Consider the following 18,733-nt stretch of genomic DNA (forward strand, 5'->3'; position numbering starts at 1 on the left):
GTCGACGGGGTGCGCATCCTGTCCCGGTGGGACGTCCTGGTCGACGGCGCCGCCCCCACGCCCGTGTCGTCGCATCGCGCGGGCGCGTCGTCGGCGGTGTTCTCGGCGGTCGCGGCCGGGCCGGAGCTGACGGTTGTGCGCCGCCGCCTGGCCGAGCCGATGGGCGGGACGGAGACCATCACGCTGTCGAACGCCGCCGATGTGCCGATGACCGTCACGGTGACGGTGCTGGCCGAGGCGCTCGCGTCCGCGCGCATCGAGACGACGCCGCCCTGTGCCGGCACGCCGTTGACCTGGACGGCGGAGGTACCCCCGCGCGGCTCCTGGCAGGTCGAGGCCCGGATCACCCGCACCGACATCCCGCCGACAGCCCGTCCGAAGCGCTTCAGCACGCTCCGGGTGACCGCGGACGACCCACGCCTGGACGCACTCGTCCGCGCGGGAGTCCAAGACCTGGACGCGCTGCGCCGAACCGCGGGCCCGGACGCGTACTACAGCACCAGCAGCCCTTCGCACCTGACCCTGTCCCCACGCGAGGCTCTGTGGGCCGCCCGCCTTGCACTCCCGCTGGGCCACGACGTCGCGGCGGGCACGCTACGCCTGGTAGCCAACGCGATCACGGCCGACCTGGCGCCGCTGTTCACGGCCACCCGGGCCGCGGCGATCCGCTGGGGCATGCCACCTGACGCTGCCCCGCCCGGCCCTGCTTCGAACCGCGCCCCGGCTTCGAATCCCGCCCCGGCCGGGACTTCCGGGAATTCGGTCGATCCGGCGGCGGTCGTCGGTGACCGGGCCTCCGTCTTCGGGGCCTCGGATGCGGTCTCCGAGGGCGGGGACGCGGGCTCCGGGCGCGCGGACGCGGGCTCTGTGGGCGGGGACGAGGGCTCCGGGCGCGCGGACGCGGGCTCTGTGGGCGGGACGGGGCTCCGGGCGCGCGGACGCGGGCTCTGTGGGCGGGAACGTGGGCTCCGGGCGCGCGGACGCGGGCTCTGTGGGCGGGAACGTGGGCTCCGGGCGCGCGGACGCGGGCTCCGTGGGCGGGAACGTGGGCTCCAGAGGAGCGGACGCGGGCTCCGTGGGTGCGGACGCGGTCTTCGAGGGCGCGGATGCGGTCGTCGGCGACCGAGCGGCAGTCGTCGCCGACCTGGACGCGGTATTCGGGAAACTGGCCGCGGTCTTCCGGGACTCGGCCGTGGTGTTCGAGGACCCATCGGTGGCCTTCCGAACCCCAGCCGTGATCGCCGATCTCCTGGCCGCGGCGGAGCGCCTCGACTACCGCCTGCCGACGTTCGACGGCACCGCGTCCGCGCGTCCCCATGCGTGCGGCGCCGCGATCGCCCCGGCGATCCTGGTCGCGCTGCTGGGCCTGGACGTGGACGTGCCCGGGGGTCGGATCACGTTCGACCCGCTGACCCCGTCCCCGGTGGGCACTTTCCGCGTCCGCGGCCTGAAGATTGCCGACGGCTTACTTGACGCTACCCTCACTGCAGGGGGCACACTGACGGTCCACAATGGACCACTCGGTGTCACCTTCCACAACGCGGACGGTAGCCCCGCGCGGATCGCCTGAGTGTCAGCCGGCGCGCGGAGGCGTCAGGCGCAGGACGGTACCCCCGGCGTCGTCGCTTATGAGAATGGTGCCGTCGGTGTCTATGGCGGCGTCGACCGGGCGGCCCCACCACTTGCCGTCGGCGCCGACGAAGCCGGTGGCCAGGTCGACCGGGTCGCTCGGGCCGTTGGCCGTCCAGGGTACGTAGAGGACCTTGTAGCCGGCGGGCTTGGTGCGGTTCCAGGAGCCGTGCAGGGGGACGATCGCCGCGCCGTTGTAGAAGGTCAGGCCGAGCGGTGCGCTGTGCGCGGGGAGGCCGAGGTCGATCGGGTCGGCCTTGGTGCAGTCGGCCTTGGCACCGTCGCGGTTGAGCTCGTAGTCGCGCAGGAGGCCCATGTCGTGCAGGCCCTTGCCCGGGTCCGGGTTGCAGAACGGCCAGCCGTAGAAGCCGCCGTCGCGGACCTTGATGAACTCCTCCGGCGGGTAGTCGTCGACGAACTGGGCCATCTTCTTGCCCTTGTCGGACTGCCCGTCGCCGTCGACGTCGCGGTCGTCCGGCACCAGTGTGTTGTCGCGGTTGTTGACGACGATCCAGAGCTCGTCAGTGCCCGGCCGGAACGCGAGCCCCTCGGCGTTGCGGATGCCGCGGGCGAGGAGGTGCCGGGACGCGTTCGTGCCGCCCGCCGCGTACGTGTAGATGGCGGCCCGCTGGGGGTCGCTCACCGTGTCCTCGACGCAGGCGTTGCAGGTCGAGGCGATGGACACGTACAGCGTCTCGCCGTGGACCGCGATGTTCTTGAGCACGTGCGCGTAGGCGCCGCGCAGCTCCGGCGTGCTGGTGTCGGGCAGCCCGTCGACGACGACCTGGCCGTCGTGGGCTTTGAGGTCACCGTTGCTGTACGGGTAGCGCACGACCCGGTTCGACTCCGCGATGAACAGGAACATCTGCCCGCCGACCGGCGCGAACACCATGTCGTGCGGCTGCCGCAGCCCGCCGGCGAACTCCGACACCGCGCCCGCGCGGACGAGCTGGACCTTTCCGGCGCCGGGCTGCGACACGAGCAGGTCACCGCTCGGCGTGAGGGCCATGAACCGCGCCTTGTCGACGCGCGCGTAGACGGCCGCTTTCCAGCCGGTGGGCAGCTGGAGGTACCGGTCCTGGTTGAACGGCGCGGCCGCGAGCCCGGACGGCACCTCGACCTTGACCCGCACCGGCGCTCCGAGTCCACCGGTTGACCCGCTCGCTGTCGGCGCACCGTTTGAGCCCTCGGGGCGCGCGGGCGCGTTCTGGGCACCCTCCTGCCCGGCATCCGAGCAGGCCGTGAGGGCCAGCGTGGCGACGAGCAGGAGTGCGGCGAGCTTGCGCATGGCATCGACGCTACCTCGCTCCGGGCGGGCGCGGCGCTGCTCAGCGGTTCAGAGCCGCAGGCGCTGGCAGCCTCGGGGCGCCTGCTCGGCGGCCTCGACCGGGCCGCCCGGCAGTCCCGGGGACGCCTGCTCGGCGGCCTTGGCCCGGCCGCCCTGCAGCCTCGCGGTGCCTGCTCGGCAGCTTCGGCCCCGCCGTTCGCAGGTCCGGGCCGTCCGCTCGGCGGCCTTATCGCATGCGCTGGCTGCCTCGGACCGGGCGTCTGCCGCTCATGCACGTCGCCTGCTTGGTGCCGCGCGGGGGCGTGGTTCGGTCCGCGCGGAGGCGCGGTTCGGTCCGTGCGGTGGTGTTCGCGGAGCGTTGCCGCGATGCTGTGCCGCGCGGACGCGTGGCGGTGGCCGGGCTGTGGTGTCGTGCGCGGACGCGTTGGTGTTGGCCGGGGTGGTTTGGTGTCGTCGCGCGGTGGCGCGGCGTGGCGTTGGCCGGCCCCGGGGGCCCTCGCGCGGAGGCGTGGTTCGGGCTGCGTGAGATCTGTTCGTAAGCTTGTCGAGTGCAGCTCACCGTTCTGGCCCGCCCGACCTGGGAGGCGCGCCGTGCCGCCCATGAGGCGCGCGTGGACGCGTGGATCGAGCCGCACCTGGCCCGCCGCCGGCTCGGTCGCAAGCACCCGGTCGAGGACTTCCTGTTCACGTACTACTCGTATCGCCCCGCCCAGCTCCGCCGCTGGCACCCGGGTGCGGGCGTCGTCCTGTCCGACGCGGACACGCCCGCCTGTGCAGAGGCGGTCATGGTGCCGCCCCGCCGCGCGGAGGCGATCGCCTGGGTCCGCGACCTGCTGATCGCGACGGCCGCGCGGACGCCGCACCTGGGGTGCTTCGGCCTGCACGAGTGGGCGATGGTGTACCGCCAGACTCAGGATGAGATCCGCCACAACGCCTGGCCGCTGCGCCTCGGCCCGGCCGGCACCGACGCCGTCGTCGAGGCCAGCCGCATCCGCTGCAGCCACTACGACGCCTTCCGGTTCTACACCGCGCCCGCGCGGCCGCTGAACCTGCTCCAGCCGACCCGTGAGACCCAGGCGGCCAACGAGCAGCCGGGCTGTCTGCACGCGAACATGGACCTGTACAAGCACGCGTACAAGCTGGCCCCACTCGTCCCGTCCGAGCTCATCGCCGACTGCTTCGAACTCGCCCGCGACGTGCGCACACTGGACATGCAAGCCTCGCCGTACGACCTGGCCGACCTCGGCTACGCCCCGGTACGCATCGAAACCCCCGAGGGTCGGGCCCGCTACATCGAGGCCCAACGAACCTTCGCCATCCGCGCCGCCCCGCTGCGAGCCCGCCTGATCGCCGAGTGCGACCGACTCCTGGCCGCCGTAGCCGAGTAGCCGCCCGCGAGTGTCACGCGCGGATGCGGCGCAACGACGGCATCGCGTCCGCGCGCGGGCGCAGCGCAACGACCGCACCGCAACGACCGCACCGCGTCCGTGGGGTGCACTCGAAGGCGGCGGCTGCCAAGGCTTCCGCGCGCGGGTGTGCTCGAGGGTGGCGGCCGGCACGGCATCTGTACGCGGAAGTGCTGCATGGTGGCCGTCATCGCCGCGTCCGCGCGGGCGCGCGGGAGCGGGTCTCGTGGCGTCGGTTTGTCCCGCCGAAGGTCGGCCGGTTCGCCGGGTGGGAGAGGCTCCTGGCGGCCGTTGTCGGATGACCGCTGGGAGGAGTTCGCGCGCGGGCGCCTAGTGTATAAGTCGGGTTCATGTTCTGGCGGGAACTCGGGTCCGGGGAGTGGCAATGAGTGAGGTTCGGCGGCGTCTGAGGTCCCTTTTGGGCATGTGGGACACCGTCGCCACCGTGGACGGCAAGGTCACCATGCGCGGCTGGGCGAGCTTCGCGTGGGCGGACGACGGAGAGTTCCTGGTCCAGCGCGCGGACGCGGACCCGCCCGCCGACGACACACCTCGCGAATGGATCGAAAACTCGCCGTTCCCCACCACATCGGTCATCGGCTATGACGATGGAAGCAAGATCTTCACGATGCTCTACTCCGACCACCGCGGCGTCCTCCGCGTGTACGGCATGGATGTCGACGGCAGCACCTGGCGCATCTGGCGCGCGGCCGAGGGCTTCAACCAGCGGTTCACGGCCAGCATCGCCCCGGACGGCAAGCGCATCGACGCCTACTGGGAGATGTCCAAGGACGGCCTGAAGTGGTCGAAGGACTTCGACCTGACCTACACGCGCAACTGACCCTCTCCACGTACCGCCAGTTCCTGTGGACCGAGCCGCAACAGCGCCGGCGCAGCCACCCACCGCTGCCCGTCATACGCGACCGCGCGTCCCGAGACGGCTGGCCATGACGCGGATCAGCAGCCGGCCAAGAGCTCGGCGACGGTGGCGTAGATCGTGACCTCCGCTGATTGCAAACCCGCGTCCGCGCGTTGGCTGCCGGCCCTGCGCGCTGGTTGCCCGTTGAGGCGCCCCGTCGGTGTGGTCGGTGACGTTCTCGTTTCCGCAAGCTTGTGGGCGACGCCTCCGCGCGTCAGCTGGATGGTGGGACAGTTGCTGTGGCAGTACCACCGGGGCGTTGTGTCTTTGCTTGTCGCGTGGCATGGCGAGAGTCTCAGGCGACCAGGCCGGCCACCTCGTCGGCGCAGCCCCAGGAGAGTGTGACGCCCGCGCCGCCGTGCCCGTAGCAATGCACGAGCCGTGTCCCGCTCGGAAGCGGCTCCGGAGCCACCTCGAGCCGAGGTCCGCCCTCGCGGGCCGGCCGCAGCCCCGCCGCCTCCCACAGCGGCTGCGCACCGGCCAGTTCCGGCACCAGCTCGGCGCACCGCTCCAGGATCGCCGCGGTGGTCGCCGGATCGGGCGTCTGATTCCAGTCCCCGGGCTGAAAGGTGCCCCCGAGCACGACGTCCCGCGACCGCGGATGGATGTACGCCATGCCGCCCGGATGCCCCTCGTCCCGCACCGACGTCACGAGACCCGGATTGGCGACCCCCACGATCTGCCCTCGAGCCGGGAAGACCGTCGAGTCGCCCGCGAGGACGCGCGAGGCCAGCCCCGTCGCATTGACGACTGTGCCGGCCCGCCCGCCCAATTCACGCAACGAAGCCACGCGTCCGCGCGCCACAACGCCACCTCGGGACTGGACAAGAGCGACGAGCCAGCGGGTGTACTCCTGCATCTCCACGGATGGGACAGTGAAGCGCCATTCGCCGGGGTACGCCGCGAAGTCCGGCACCGCCGCCGCCCACCACGGCGTCCCCGCCTCGCCGTCACGGATCACCATCCGCGTGGGCCTCCGCGCGACGCCGGGCACTCCGTCGGCGGCCTGCCTCATGAACTCGTCGTACGCCGCCCGCGCCCACGTCAGAACCCGCGGATCGGCCGCGGTCCGCGTCGGGTACCAAACCGCCGCCGCGAGCCGGGACACCGTCGTCTCCGGCGCATCAGCGGTCAGGACCCGCACCCGCGCCCCGGCTTCGAGGAGCCGAACCGCACAGGTCAAGCCGATGACTCCAGCACCCAGCACGATGACGTCATCCATGACCTCAGGCAACCAGCGCCGGCCGGTATTTGTCCAAGTCGGGCGGGTTACCACGCGATAGGTCCCGCTTATGGCGCCCGCCGGCCCATGCCCGGTCGCCGCGCCCCGTCGCCTCGCCGGCCCCTACATGCCTGCGGCATATGCTCGTTCGATGGAACCGCTGGATCTGCGGCGGCTGCGGTATTTTGCAGTGCTCGCCGAGGAGCTGCACTTCACCCGCGCGGCCGCGCGGTTGCGGATCGCGCAGCCGGCGCTGAGCCAGCAGGTCCGGACGCTGGAGCGGGAGGTCGGCGCGCGGCTCGTCGAGCGCGGCGCGGGCGCGTGTGTGCTCACCCCGGTCGGCGCGGTCGTGGCGGCGGAGGCCGCGCTGCTGCTTGCGCAGGCCAGCGCCGCGCGGGAGCGCATCGAGGCGGCCGCGCGGGGGCAGGGCGGGCGGATTCGGCTGGCGTATACGCGATCGGCCCGTGGCGGGCGGGTCGACGCCCTCGTCGAGCGCTTCCGGGCGCAGAACCCGCTCGTCGAGGTGCTGCCGGAAACCGGATGGCACGCGCCGAACGTCGCCGGGTTAATGGCCGGGCGGTACGACGCGGCGTTCGTCCGGCCGCCGCTCGACGAGCCCGGCATCCGGTGGCGGCTCGTCGACACCGAGGAGCTGCGCCTCGCCCTGCCCGCCGGGCACCGGCTGGCCCGTCTTCGCCGCGTTGCCCGGGAGGAGATCGCGGGGGAGCCGGCGGTGATGTGGCCACGCGAGAACGGGCCCGGGATGTTCGACCGCATCGTCGCGCAGGTGTGGCCGGCCGGCATCAACCTGGCCCGCTACGAGCCGGACGACGAGCAGCTCCTGCGCGCGGTCGCGGCCGGTGGTGTCGTCGCGGCGGTGCCCGAGGGCCGCGCGAAGGCCCTGCGCCTGCGCGGAGTGGTACTGCGCCGCCTCACCCCTCCGGTGCCGACCGTCGACATCGGGCTCGCCTGGAACGACCGCGCCGCGACACCCGTCGTCCAGCGCCTCCTCGCGACGCTTGACGAGCTCGACTGACAGTGCAGGCTGGGCATCTGAGACGCTTCCGCGCGCGGCCTCAGCGGCCACAGCGAGCCGGTGCTGCACCTCGCCGGTTGAGTGGCGCATGGGTTGCTGCTGACGGAGCGTGGTGCCTGAGGTGCGTCCGCGCGGGAAGCAGCCGACCGGTCCGGCGGGACGGCTTCAGTCCTCGATGAAAGCGAGCAGGTCCGCGTTGAATGCGGCCTCGTAGGCGCCGCTGATGCCGTGGGGCGCACCGGGGTACACCTTCAGGCTTGCGTTCTTCAGCAATCGCACCGTTTTCACGGCCGAGGCCTGAATCGGCACGATCTGGTCGTCGTCTCCGTGCGCCACGAATGCCGGGATGTCGATGCGTTGGAGGTCCTCGGTGAAGTCGGTCTCCGAGAACTCGCGCACACAGTCGTACGCGGCCTTGAGCCCCACCTGCATGCTCAGCCGCCAGAACTGCTCGCGCAGGCCCACCGAAACGGTGCTGCCGGGGCGGTTGGCGCCATAGAACGGGGCGCTGAGGTCGCGATAGAACTGTGCCCGGTCCGCGAGCATGCCGGCGCGGATCTCGTCGAATGCAGCGCGCGGAGTGCCCTCCGGGTTGGTTTCGGTCTTGAGCATGAGCGGCGGTACCGCGCTCGCCAATACCGCTTTGGCGACGCGTGACGTGCCGTGGCGGCCGAGGTACCGGACGACCTCGCCGCCGCCCGTCGAATGTCCGACCATGATCGCGTCCGAGAGGCCGAGCTGGTCCATCAGCTCCGCGAGATCGTCGGCGTAGGTGTTCATGTCGTTGCCCGTCCACGTCTGCGTGGATCGCCCGTGGCCGCGGCGATCGTGCGCGACCGCGCGATAGCCCTGGGACGCCAGCAGCATCAGCTGGCTGTCCCAGGTGTCTGCGTTGAGGGGCCAGCCGTGGCTGAACACGACGGGGCGGCCGGAGCCCCAGTCCTTGTAGAAGATCTGGGTGCCGTCGGGCGTGTTGATGAAGGGCATGGCGTCTCCTCGCAGGACTGGGTACGAGCGGGTCGGCTACTCCTTCGGGGTCTGACCGCGGCGCGGGCGATCAACCTCGCCCGCTCGGGTGGCGCGCGGGCGCGGGCGCCCCGGGGCAGAGGCGTGACCTGGGCGAAGACGCGACCTGTCGCGCGGTCGCGGGCGGTGTCTTAACGGGCGGTCAACCGCAGCTCAAGTGAGAGCGCTCCATCGACCGATATTCATAAAGGTTATTTACTGTTAACAATCCTTCCCTTACATTGGGCGGCATCACCCCCTGCTGGAAGGAGCGATTGGATGCGCAAAGCGATCGCTGCGATACCCCTGACGCTGGCCGCTGTGGCCGCCGCGCTCGTTGCGACGGCGTCCCCGGCGTCCGCGCACGGGTACATCTCCTCACCGCCCAGCCGCCAGGCGATGTGCGCCCAGGGCCGCGTGGCCAACTGTGGCCAGATCGTCTACGAGCCGCAGAGCGTCGAGGGGCCCAAGGGCCTGACGAGCTGCAGCGGCGGCAACAGCCAGTTCTCGCAGCTCGACGACCCGAACAAGGGCTGGCCGGCGACGTCGGTCGGCAACACCGTCACCTTCAACTGGGTGTTCACCGCTCGCCACGCCACGGCGAACTTCGAGTACTTCGTGGGCGGCACCCGCATCGCCAACATCGACGGCGGGAATCAGCAGCCGCCCGCGACCGTCTCCCACACGGTGAGTCTCGGCGGCCGCACCGGCCGGATCCTGGTGCTGGCCCGTTGGAACATCGCCGACACCGGCAACGCGTTCTACTCGTGCGTCGACCTGCAGGTCGGCACCGGCGGCAACCCCACGCCGACGCCCACGCAGCCGTCGCCGTCCCCGACGCGTCCGAGCCCCACGCCCACCACCTCGCCGACGCCCACGCAGCCGCCTGCGGGCACGACCACCTGGGCTGCTGGCACCGCGTACAAGGTGGGCGACCGGGTGACGTACAACGGCGTCACGTACCAGTGCCGCCAGGCCCACACCGCCATCGCCGGCTGGGAACCGCCAAACGTCCCGGCCCTGTGGCAGCGGGTCTGATCCGCCGATATCGCTGAATGAGGTGGCGCCCCGACCGACGGGGCGCCGCCCCCGCGCGCAAGGAGACCCATGAAACGCTTCGCGCTCCTGCTCGCGGCGTTCCTGCTGGCGGGCTGCGCCGCCGCCCCGGAGCAGCCCGCCCCGGCAGGCACCGAGCAACGTGTCTTCAACGACACCGACGTCATGTTCAGCCAGATGATGGTCGCTCACCACGCTCAGGCGCTGGAGATGGTGCGCCTGGCCCGCACCAAGGCCGTACGCGAGGACGTACGCACCCTCGCGGCCGCGATCGACGTCACCGAGACCGACGAACTCAAGACGATGCAGGTCTGGCTCAGCTCCTGGGGCCGGCCACCCACGGCCGACGCGTCCGCGCACGCCGGCCACGGCGGCGCCCACGGCACCAGCCCTGACGATCTGCAGGCGCTACAGGCCGCGACGGGCAGCGACTTCGAGACGAAGTTCCTGAACCTGATCATCGCCCACCAGCACAACGCGATCGAGATCGCTCGCCTGGAGACCGGCAGCGGCGTCAACCCCGGCGCACTTGACCTCGCCAAGCGCATCGACGAGTCGCGAACAGCAGAAATTCAACAGATGCTGCGGTACCTCAACGAACCCGCCTGACACCGCCCGCTCCAACCGACGCGTCCGCGCGTCCCCGGCTCCGGTCCCGCGCCGGCCGGACTGCGCTCAGCGCCGCCACAGGCCGGTGCGGCCGAGACTGACCGGCGCGCCCGAGTCCTCGCGACGGGCGCTACGTCTACGCGCCCGAGCCCCTGGGACAGGCGCTACGTGTACGCGCTCGCGGCCCCGGGGCGTGGGCTGCTCGAGGTGGCCGGGCGGCGCGAAATCGGCCGACGTGAACCGCGCGGAGGCGTGCCCGATAGCGCTGGGGCACGCCTCCGCGCGTGGATGGGTGGCGTCAGCCCGTCACTCGCAGCCGATGCCGTCGTGGTCGGTGTCGAGGCCGTACGGGTCGCTGCCGATGACCTTGACGGGGCCCTGCACGTAGGACGGGCCATTGCCGGAGCCGCCCGCGCAGTCCACGTCGACCGGGTCGTTCGGGACGCAGGGCGTGTAGTTCGGGTTGCAGTTCTGCGCCGGCGGCTTGGTCGTGGGCTTCGTTGCCGGCTTGGTGGTCGGGGGCTTCGTCGTCGGAGCCTTGGTCGCCGGCTTCGCGCCAGTCGTGGCCGCGGGCGCGGGAGCGGTGGTCGTCGTCGGCGCGGGCGCGTCCGTGGTGGGCGGTAGGGCGGTCGTGGCCTGCGCATTGGCGGCCGGCGCGGCCGACGGTGACACGGGTACTTCGCTGACCGGGGCGCCCAGTGCGCCGTTGCGGGCGACGTCCTGGGACTTGGACGGCTTTTCCTGGTTGCCGGCGGCGGCGACCACGATGCCGCAGAAGACGAAGACGCCGAGGACCGCGGCGGCCAGGACGAGGTACCAGCCGTGCTTCTTCGGGCCGCGGCCGACCGGCGCGCCGCCCAGGGGTGGTTGGCCTCCATGCGGACCGCCGGCTGCCGTTGGACCGGCCCACTGGCCACCGGGGAGCGGGCCCGCGCCGTAAGAGCCGATCGGCAGGGGCGCGGTGCTCCAGTCCGCGGCCGCCGCCGGAATTCCAGAGGTCGGTGGTGCACTGTGCGGGCGGCCCGGCACGTAGAACGATGGAGAGCCGGTCCGGGGGCCACCCGCTGGTCCGTATGGCGGGCGCGTCGTCGGGCCGGGCGCGTCCGCGCGTGGGCCGCCCGGTCCAGGCGCGGCCGCGGGCGCGCCCTGTGGGTGATCCGGGTGATCGGCGGCGGGGTCGGCGGAGCCTGATCCCGTGGCGGCAAGGCCCGGCCGGCCGGGCGCGGAGGCGGGGCGACCGGGCTGCCCTGGCCGCCAGGGATCGGTACCTTGCGGTGGCTGAGAGGTCACGAGCCGAAGTCTGCGCGGGCGCCGGACGCGAGGGAACGGCCGAATGGCCCTCTCCAACCTCGTTCGGTGGTGAACAACCCACATTCGGTCGCGGCCGGATCGGAAGATCGGCTGCCGGGGATCGGCCGACAGTCGGCGAATTCCGGATCGTGTCGCTGTGGGTACTGCCCGCCGGCTGTGATCCGGACCCGCGCCACCGGCCCGCCACCGTCCGATGCGCACATCAGCCACGCCAGCCACTCGCCCGCCGTCGCGCAGCGGCCGCTGTTCGCCACCGCGGCCTGCTTGCGCCTGCGGCGGGCTGGCGCCTGCGGTGAGTTGGCGCCTGCGGTGGGTTGGCTCCGGCGGGCGGGCTTGCGCTCGCGGCGGGCTCGCGCCTGTAACGGGCTCGCGCTTGCGGCCGGCTTGTGCCTGTTCGGGCGATCCGCCGCGCGGTCGCCTCTATACGCCTGCCGGCCGCCTGCGTGCCACGGGCCGCCACAGTCGTGCCTCTGCCCGCTTCGCTTCGGTATTCCGCGATCCTTCCGCGCGTGGAGGAGCCGGCTTCCCGGGACCGGGGCGTCGCATTTCCCGGGGCCGAGGCGTCGCGTCTCTTGGGGCCGAGTCTTGGGGCCGAGGCGTCGCTGCTCGCGCGCGGAAGCGTCGGAGATCGGCTGGAGTCGTGGCGTAGTGGGCTGCCTGGCGTTTTGGCTGGTGGATGCCCTGTGCCGCGGGGCGTGATCGAGCGGGAGCGGCGCGCGGAGGCGCGGGAGGGGCGGGGTCGTTACCGTGGCTGGCAGGACCGGGCTTGTGAGGTGGAGGCGGCTAATGGGCGAGCGGTTGCGGAACTGGGCCGGAAACATCGAGTTCGGCGCGGCGCGGGTGCATCGGCCCGGAAGCGTTGAGCAGGTGCAGGAGATCGTGGCGGGGGCGGACAAGGTGCGGGTGCTCGGGACCGGGCACTCGTTCAACACGATCGCCGACACCGAGGCCGACCTGGTAAGCGTGGCGGGGCTGCCGGCCGACATCCGGATCGACGCTGCGGGCGGGACGGTAAGTGTCGCGGGCGGGGTGCGCTACGGGGAGTTGGCGCGGAAGCTCGACGCCGAGGGCTACGCGCTGCACAACCTCGGATCGCTGCCGCACATCTCCGTGGCGGGCGCGGTCGCGACAGGGACGCACGGGTCGGGTGTGCGGCTCGGGAACCTGGCCACCGCGATCGCCGGGGTCGACATCGTGGCCGGCGGTGGCGAGTTGGTGTCCCTGCGGCGCGGGGACGCGGACTTCGACGGGGCCGTGGTCGCGCTCGGGGCGCTCGGGGCCGTCGTGCGGGTGACGCTCGACATCCAGCCGCGGTACCAGGTCAGCCAGCACGTCTATGAGCGGCTCCCGCGCGCGCAGCTCGACGCGCACTGGGACGAGATCGCCGCCGCCGGGTACAGCGTCAGCCTCTTCACCGGCTGGCGTGGCGACACCGTCGACCAGGTGTGGGTCAAACGGCGCGACGACGACGCGCCCGCGCCCGCGGAGCTGTTCGGAGCGGCGGCCGCCGGCGGCAAGCGGCACCCCATCGCCGTCATGTCTCCGGAGCACTGCACGGAGCAGGGCGGCGTCCCGGGGGCGTGGCACGAGCGGCTGCCGCACTTCAAGCTCGAGTTCACGCCGAGCAGCGGAGAGGAGCTGCAGTCGGAGTACTTCGTGGCGCGCGCGGACGCGGTGGCGGCGTTCGCGGCCGTGGAGCGGGTCCGGGACCGGGTGACGCCGGCCCTGCAGATCTCCGAGGTCCGTACGATCGCGGGGGACTCGCTCTGGCTGAGCCCGCACTTCGAGCGCGACAGCGTGGCGCTGCACTTCACATGGGTACCGAATCAGGAGCTTGTGCTTCGGGCGGTTGACGCGCTTGAAGAGGCACTCGCGCCGTTCGCTCCGCGGCCGCACTGGGGGAAGGTCTTCCGAAGCGCTCCCGCGTATCCGCGCGGGCGCGACTTCGCCGCCCTCGCCGCGCGGCTGGACCCGGCCGGGGTGTTCCGGAACGCGTTCGTGGAGCGCTACGTCCTCGCCGGGTAGCTCGCAACCGCGCGGGCGCGGCTGCATCAGCCGGGGCCGTTGCGGAACACGCGGTGGAGCGGGATCGGCTTCCGGCCCGCCTCGGTCGCGCGGTCGCGCGGCCAAATCCGGTCCGGGCACTTCACCAGGTGGCTGCGGCGTCGCCGCGCGGGCGCGACCGGTCGGACCCGGCCGGGGTGTCCCGGAACGCGTTCGTGGAGGGGCGCGAGGGCGCGGAGTAGATTTCCACCCGTGCGTATCGCTCGTTTCGCCCACAGCAGTGGCATGTCGTTCGGAGTCGTCGAGGGTGAGCCGTCGGCCGGGTTGTCCGGGCTGACCGTTGCCGAGATCGACGGCCATCCGTTCGGGGAGATCAAGTTCACCGGCCAGCGCTGGGCCGTCGCCGACGTGCGGCTGCTCTCGCCCATCCTGCCCAGCAAGGTGGTGTGCGTCGGGCGCAACTACGCCGACCACGCGGCTGAGCTGGGCAACGACGTGCCGAAGGAGCCGCTGCTCTTCCTCAAGCCCTCGACGTCGATCATCGGCCCCAACGACGCGATCCGGCTGCCCCCGCAGTCGCAGCAGGTCGAGCACGAGGCCGAGCTCGCCGTGATCATCGGGGTCACCGGCGCGCGCCGGGTCGATCGCGCGGGCGCGGCCGCGGCCATCTTCGGGTACACCTGCGCAAATGACGTGACCGCGCGCGACCTGCAGCGCAAGGACGTGCAGTTCACGCGCGCGAAGAGCTTCGACTCGTTCTGCCCGATCGGCCCGTGGATCGTGACCGGCGTGGACGTCAGCGACGTCGAGGTGCGCTGCGAGGTCAACGACGAGGTCCGTCAGCTCGGCCGGACCAAGGACATGGTGTTCGACGTGCCGACTCTCGTGTCGTACGTGTCACATGTCATGACGCTGCTGCCCGGCGACGTGATCCTCACCGGCACCCCGGCCGGCGTCTCCCGGATGGTCAACGGCGACGAGGTCGTGGTCTCGATCGAGGGAGTCGGAGCGCTCAGCAACAAGGTTCTGACCTTGGAATAGGCGTGTTGCCGACAACCGATTTGGCGTGGCGCGAGAGCTCCGGTAAAGTTCCCTTTCGGCGCGGTAAGCGCCAATGGGGTATGGGGTAATTGGCAGCCCGACTGATTCTGGCTCAGTTAGTCTAGGTTCGAGTCCTGGTACCCCAGCACCGCAGCAAGATCGCGGTGCTGTATGGTTCGACCGCACGTTAGCACGAAAGCACGTACTGGGGCCCCGTCGTCTAGCGGCCCAGGACGCCGCCCTCTCAAGGCGGTAGCGCCGGTTCGAATCCGGTCGGGGCTACCACGTGTGACAGCCGCTCCGAGGTGCCAGACCTCGAAGCGGCTGTTGTGTTTTCGCTTCCGGCACGGGCCCCGAGGTCTCCCTCGGGGCCCGTTCGCCGTATCCGGCGCCCGGCAGCAGGCTGGCACCGCCATCCGCGGCAACGGCCCGGCCGCGGCGCCGCGATTCGCTCGCGGTGCCGCGGTCCAGCCGATGCCGGTCCGGGCGGCCGGCCCTCTGCCGACCGCGTTAGGCCAAGATCAGCCGGGCGTGCAGGACCATATCCGCGCCCGCGCGTTCCGCGGTCACGCCGAGCGCCTGGACGGGCCCGCCGATCGAGTCGCCGGTGAAGTACGCCGCCGCCACCGGGCTCGCGACCGCGCCCGCCATCGCGCGTTTGAACAGCGGATTGTCGGCCAGCCGCGACGTCGCGCCCGCGTATGCCGGCGAGCGCACCACCACATGCTCCTCATGCTGCTCAACTGTCGTCTTGCTGACCTTCGTCAGATCGGCGAGCTCCTGGCGCGTCCGCGCGGCGGTGGCGGCATCCGCCATCCGCAGATCGAGCAGCAGCGGCGCCCCCACCGACTCGTCGCCCGACTTGCCGGCCACCGTGAACGTCACCGTCTGCGCCGCACCCAACCCCGACCCCAGCGAACCGGCCAGCTTGTCCAGCTCGGTCGCCGGCTGCAGCGCCTTGAGCTCGCCCGGGTCGATGATCTTCACCGAGCCGCCGTTCTCCAGATCCTGGAAGATCTCCGGATGCTCGTCGATGTACTTCTGCAACTCCCCGTCGTCAAGCGTGAACTCCGACGGGGCGTCCTGCGTCAACGGAGCCAGGTTCAGGGCCCCGAACAGGCCCAGCGGGAGATACCCGATGTCCGCGCCCAGGAGCTTCGACAGGTCCCCTATCGGCCCCGCGAGGACACCCGCGGCAGAGGCATCCCCGGTAAGGGCGCCGAGAGCGTTCACCACATCCGTTTTTCCTTGGGGGGTACTTCCGGGAAGCCCGTCGACCCCGACGAGTCGCACGGTCGCCTCGAGCGCGTCGTCAGCCGCGTGGACACCGACGACCGCGACGCCGTTCAGCTCCGGGAACGGCCTGACGTCGGTCAGCGCCGGCCCCGCGCTCGGACCCGCACCCAGGTCGCCGCCCACGCCCGCGCGCAGCTCCGCGGCGTACTCCTCGTCGATCTCCGGGCTGAGCCTGCTCGCCGCTGCCAGGTCCGCCCAGCCGAGCAGCGGTTGATCGCCCGGGAGCGTCCCCACCGAGGTGCGGAACACGCCGTTCTGTGACAGCGGTGCCCGCTTCGTCTCGGCGGCCGCAGCCGTCGCACTGCCCTGGGCGTCCAGGTCGTCGAACGCCATCAGGACGTACCCGTCCGCGACCACGAAGCCCACCCGGTCCGTGCCCCGCTTCTGCTGGAGCGCCGTCAGCGACTCCTGTGCCTTCCTGGCATCCTTCGCCGACGCCGCGACAAGCGTCACCGGGCGGTTCGGGCGCGCGGGCGCGGCCCACAGCGCCACTCCGATCCGGTCGTCGAACCAGGGCGCCACGTCCGAGTACGCGATCGGCGCCTCCAGCTGCTCGAACGCCTCGCGCTTCACGTCTTCGAGCTGCGGCCCGCCCGCCGACTTGCGCAGCAGCTCCTCGAACTTGACCCGCTGGCCGAGACCGGGGGACAGGTTGATCCGCGCGAACGCCGCGACGGAGCCCGGGAGCCACTCCTCCGGCAGCGCGCCGGACGGCTTCTCCCAGCGCTGCATCACCGCGTACGCCGTCCCGGCCGCAAGCACCGCCACCACCGCGGCCACGGCGCCGAGCACGAGACCCAGCCGCCGCCGCGGACGCGCGGGCGCGTCGCCTCCGAAGGTCACGACGTCCGCGGCCAGGGCGCCGGTGAGCGCGGCGTCGACAGGCGTGAAGGTGCCGGCGGGGACGATCTCGAGGCGCGGCACATCAGCGGCCGATGGGCCAGGGATGGGGGCCGTCGCGTCCGCGCCTCCGGTCAGCGACGGCTCAGAGGTGGCGGATTGCTGGGCGTCTTCCCCCGGTGAGGCTTGTCCAGCGGTGCCTTCGCGCGCGGCCTGTTCGCTGAGGGCCACTTCGTCGACCGAGTCTTCGTCGACTGCGTCCTGGGCCGGTGCGCTTGCGTTGGGTGCGTTCTGCTGGCCGGCGTGCGGCGCGGATGCGAGTGGTTCGCGCTCCGGCTGGACCGGCTCGTACGCGCCGCCGCTGCTGCCGCTGGCGAAATGCGACGGATTGTCCGTCGGTGACATGGTTTTGCCTCCCCCGCTGATGTGAGCGAGATGCTAGCGGGGGATGGGCACGGTCATGAATCCGCTGAACCGGCCGCTTCCGCGCGGACGACTCGGCTTCCTCGGAGAGGGCCCTGCTTCCGCGGCGCTCTGTTCGCGCGGACGCGTGCGCTTCCGCGCGGGTCCCCTCCGCGTGGACGCCTGCGGTTCCACGGAGAGGCCCTGCTTCCGCGGCGCTCCGTTCGCGCGGACGCCCGCGCTTCCGCGCCTCGGTGCGCCCCGCTTCCGCGCGCTGGCCGCTTCCGCGCGCTGGCCGCTTCCGCGCGCTGGCCGCTTCCGCGCGCTGGCCGCTTCCGCGCGCTGGCCGCTTCCGCGCGCTGGCCGCTTCCGCGCGCTGGCCGCTTCCGCGCGCTGGCCGCTTCCGCGCGCTGGCCGCTTCCGCGCGCTGGCCGCTTCCGCGCGCTGGCCGCTTCCGCGCGCTGGCCGCTTCCGCGCGCTGGCCGCTTCCGCGCGCTGGCCGCTTCCGCGCGGGCGCGCCAGTCCGTGGGCCTCGTGGCGGGCGCGCAATCCAAGCGACAGCGCCCATGAACGGGGCCGTGAGAAGCAAGTTCGGGCGGCGGCGGCGCTGCCGCGGCGACGAAGCCTTGAGGTTGGGGATCGGGCTATGGTCGGCCGTGGCAGCGCGCGGTCGCGTCGTGATGGTGCTGTGGTCGATCCGCGGTGGCGAGTTCGATCTGCTGCGGCGGAGCGGTTGGCCGATGCTCTACCCACGTCAGGGGTACCCCGCGTGGTGCTCAGGGGCCAGCCGCACGCCGCGACCGAGGGCTTGCCGACGGTGGAGCTGAACTGACGCCTCGGGCTACAGCTGAGTGGCGATGCCGAGGATCGCGGCGATGAGCACGACCATGGCGATGATCACCGACATGCAGCCGCTGCGGCTGCCGCCTCCGGACTGGGGCTGCGGCTGGACCTGGGGCTCCTGCGGCGTCGAGGGGGAGTCGGGCGAGTCCGGGCCGGCCGGGCCGTGACCGGGCGGGGTGGCCGGCGTACCGGACGAGGGGGAGGAGTGCAGACCCGCCTGGCCGTCCGGCTCGGGGCTGGCTGGTGTTGTCGAATCGGGCACTGGCGTTCCTTCCAGCTGATGCGCTCCGGGACCGCGCCCCGGATTCGCCGATGCAGTACGCGCCCGCGCCGGTACACCCGGAACTCCGCACGGCACGCCCCGCCGATCGTATGCGCGTCCGCGCGCCGCGCAACCCGCACCACCCACTCGCTCCATCCACCCACGGCACCCTGGGCCTCCGTCGATGCAGTTCGCAGTAGCCCGGACCGCCTCCCGCCCCTGCGCCGCGCCCGCCCGCGCCCCGCCTCCAGCGCCCACGCCCGCGCTCCGCTTCCCGCGTGCCCGCGCGTCGAGCTCCGCCTCCAGCGCCCCTGCCCCGCGCCTGCGCTTCGCCTCCCGCGTGCCCGCGCGTCGAGCTCCGCCTCCAGCGCCCCTGCCCCGCGCCTGCGTTCCGCCTCCCACGCGCCCGCGCGTCGAGCCCCGCCTCCCACGCGCCTACTCATGAAGCCGCCCCGCCCGCGCAGGAGCCGTCCTCCCGCGGGCTGAGTTTGCGCCCCGCGCCCGCGCGCGTAGAGCCGTAGCTTGTCCTCCCGCGCGCCGAGCTGCGCCTCCCGCGTGCCCGCG

The 18,733-nt window shown here is 72.5% G+C and carries 14 protein-coding genes, 2 tRNA genes and 1 pseudogene; 11 read left to right on the forward strand and 6 right to left on the reverse strand.

Features of this window, described 5'->3' with window-relative positions:
• Nucleotides 1–9 precede the first annotated feature (9 nt).
• Nucleotides 10–180: pseudogene (locus Dvina_RS55655) on the forward strand (hypothetical protein); the annotation flags it as partial.
• 895 nt (nucleotides 181–1,075) lie between these two features.
• On the forward strand, nucleotides 1,076–1,570 hold the full coding sequence (locus tag Dvina_RS54080; RefSeq protein WP_246656091.1) for a hypothetical protein: 495 nt from the start codon (nucleotides 1,076–1,078) through the stop codon (nucleotides 1,568–1,570).
• Between the two features lie 3 nt (nucleotides 1,571–1,573).
• On the opposite strand, the gene Dvina_RS07965 is transcribed toward Dvina_RS54080, so the two are convergent.
• On the reverse strand, nucleotides 1,574–2,917 hold the full coding sequence (locus Dvina_RS07965; RefSeq protein ID WP_223101722.1) for a PQQ-dependent sugar dehydrogenase: 1,344 nt from the start codon (nucleotides 2,915–2,917) through the stop codon (nucleotides 1,574–1,576).
• A 548-nt stretch (nucleotides 2,918–3,465) separates the two neighbouring features.
• Here Dvina_RS07965 and Dvina_RS07970 point away from each other — a divergent pair.
• Complete coding sequence (locus tag Dvina_RS07970) at nucleotides 3,466–4,305, forward strand: 3-methyladenine DNA glycosylase (protein ID WP_223101724.1); 840 nt, start codon at nucleotides 3,466–3,468, stop codon at nucleotides 4,303–4,305.
• Nucleotides 4,306–4,747: 442 nt separating this feature from the next.
• Entirely contained in the window at nucleotides 4,748–5,164 is a 417-nt protein-coding gene (locus Dvina_RS07975; RefSeq protein ID WP_223101725.1) for a hypothetical protein, read from the forward strand.
• A gap of 373 nt (nucleotides 5,165–5,537) precedes the next feature.
• On the opposite strand, the gene Dvina_RS07980 is transcribed toward Dvina_RS07975, so the two are convergent.
• Nucleotides 5,538–6,464: an FAD-dependent oxidoreductase gene (locus Dvina_RS07980; protein ID WP_223101732.1), complete on the reverse strand. Its 927-nt coding sequence runs from the start codon at nucleotides 6,462–6,464 to the stop codon at nucleotides 5,538–5,540.
• A 151-nt stretch (nucleotides 6,465–6,615) separates the two neighbouring features.
• Between Dvina_RS07980 and Dvina_RS07985 the strand changes: the two genes are divergently transcribed.
• The gene (locus Dvina_RS07985) at nucleotides 6,616–7,500 is read left to right on the forward strand and encodes a LysR family transcriptional regulator (protein ID WP_246656092.1); all 885 of its coding nucleotides are present in this window, start codon (nucleotides 6,616–6,618) and stop codon (nucleotides 7,498–7,500) included.
• Between the two features lie 165 nt (nucleotides 7,501–7,665).
• Here the strand turns inward: Dvina_RS07985 and Dvina_RS07990 are convergent, their stop codons facing one another.
• Nucleotides 7,666–8,487, reverse strand: a complete 822-nt coding sequence (locus tag Dvina_RS07990; protein ID WP_223101735.1) for an alpha/beta fold hydrolase — start codon at nucleotides 8,485–8,487, stop codon at nucleotides 7,666–7,668.
• Between the two features lie 297 nt (nucleotides 8,488–8,784).
• Between Dvina_RS07990 and Dvina_RS07995 the strand changes: the two genes are divergently transcribed.
• Nucleotides 8,785–9,543 (forward strand): lytic polysaccharide monooxygenase, encoded by a 759-nt coding sequence (locus Dvina_RS07995; RefSeq protein ID WP_223101737.1) that lies wholly within the window; start codon nucleotides 8,785–8,787, stop codon nucleotides 9,541–9,543.
• Nucleotides 9,544–9,612: 69 nt separating this feature from the next.
• Nucleotides 9,613–10,170 (forward strand): DUF305 domain-containing protein, encoded by a 558-nt coding sequence (locus Dvina_RS08000; protein WP_223101743.1) that lies wholly within the window; start codon nucleotides 9,613–9,615, stop codon nucleotides 10,168–10,170.
• 306 nt (nucleotides 10,171–10,476) lie between these two features.
• Here the strand turns inward: Dvina_RS08000 and Dvina_RS08005 are convergent, their stop codons facing one another.
• Nucleotides 10,477–11,199: a hypothetical protein gene (locus Dvina_RS08005; RefSeq protein ID WP_223106268.1), complete on the reverse strand. Its 723-nt coding sequence runs from the start codon at nucleotides 11,197–11,199 to the stop codon at nucleotides 10,477–10,479.
• Between the two features lie 1,068 nt (nucleotides 11,200–12,267).
• Between Dvina_RS08005 and Dvina_RS08010 the strand changes: the two genes are divergently transcribed.
• The 4 genes from Dvina_RS08010 (at nucleotide 12,268) to Dvina_RS08025 (ending at nucleotide 14,811) form a co-directional block, all read left to right on the forward strand.
• Nucleotides 12,268–13,506 carry an FAD-binding protein gene (locus Dvina_RS08010; protein WP_223101749.1) on the forward strand — a complete coding sequence of 413 codons (1,239 nt, stop codon included), beginning with the start codon at nucleotides 12,268–12,270 and terminating at the stop codon, nucleotides 13,504–13,506.
• Nucleotides 13,507–13,737: 231 nt separating this feature from the next.
• On the forward strand, nucleotides 13,738–14,526 hold the full coding sequence (locus Dvina_RS08015; protein WP_223101751.1) for a fumarylacetoacetate hydrolase family protein: 789 nt from the start codon (nucleotides 13,738–13,740) through the stop codon (nucleotides 14,524–14,526).
• Between the two features lie 74 nt (nucleotides 14,527–14,600).
• Nucleotides 14,601–14,672, forward strand: a tRNA-Gln gene (locus Dvina_RS08020).
• A gap of 63 nt (nucleotides 14,673–14,735) precedes the next feature.
• Nucleotides 14,736–14,811 (forward strand) — tRNA-Glu (locus Dvina_RS08025).
• 225 nt (nucleotides 14,812–15,036) lie between these two features.
• Here Dvina_RS08025 and Dvina_RS08030 read toward each other — a convergent pair.
• Together Dvina_RS08030 and Dvina_RS08035 are read right to left on the reverse strand one after the other, a co-directional pair.
• The gene (locus Dvina_RS08030; RefSeq protein WP_223101753.1) at nucleotides 15,037–16,746 is read right to left on the reverse strand and encodes a hypothetical protein; all 1,710 of its coding nucleotides are present in this window, start codon (nucleotides 16,744–16,746) and stop codon (nucleotides 15,037–15,039) included.
• 1,159 nt (nucleotides 16,747–17,905) lie between these two features.
• Entirely contained in the window at nucleotides 17,906–18,169 is a 264-nt protein-coding gene (locus tag Dvina_RS08035; protein ID WP_223101755.1) for a hypothetical protein, read from the reverse strand.
• Between the last annotated feature and the right edge of the window lie 564 nt (nucleotides 18,170–18,733).

The organism is Dactylosporangium vinaceum, assembly GCF_019904175.1.
Taxonomy (GTDB): Bacteria; Actinomycetota; Actinomycetes; order Mycobacteriales; family Micromonosporaceae; genus Dactylosporangium; species Dactylosporangium vinaceum.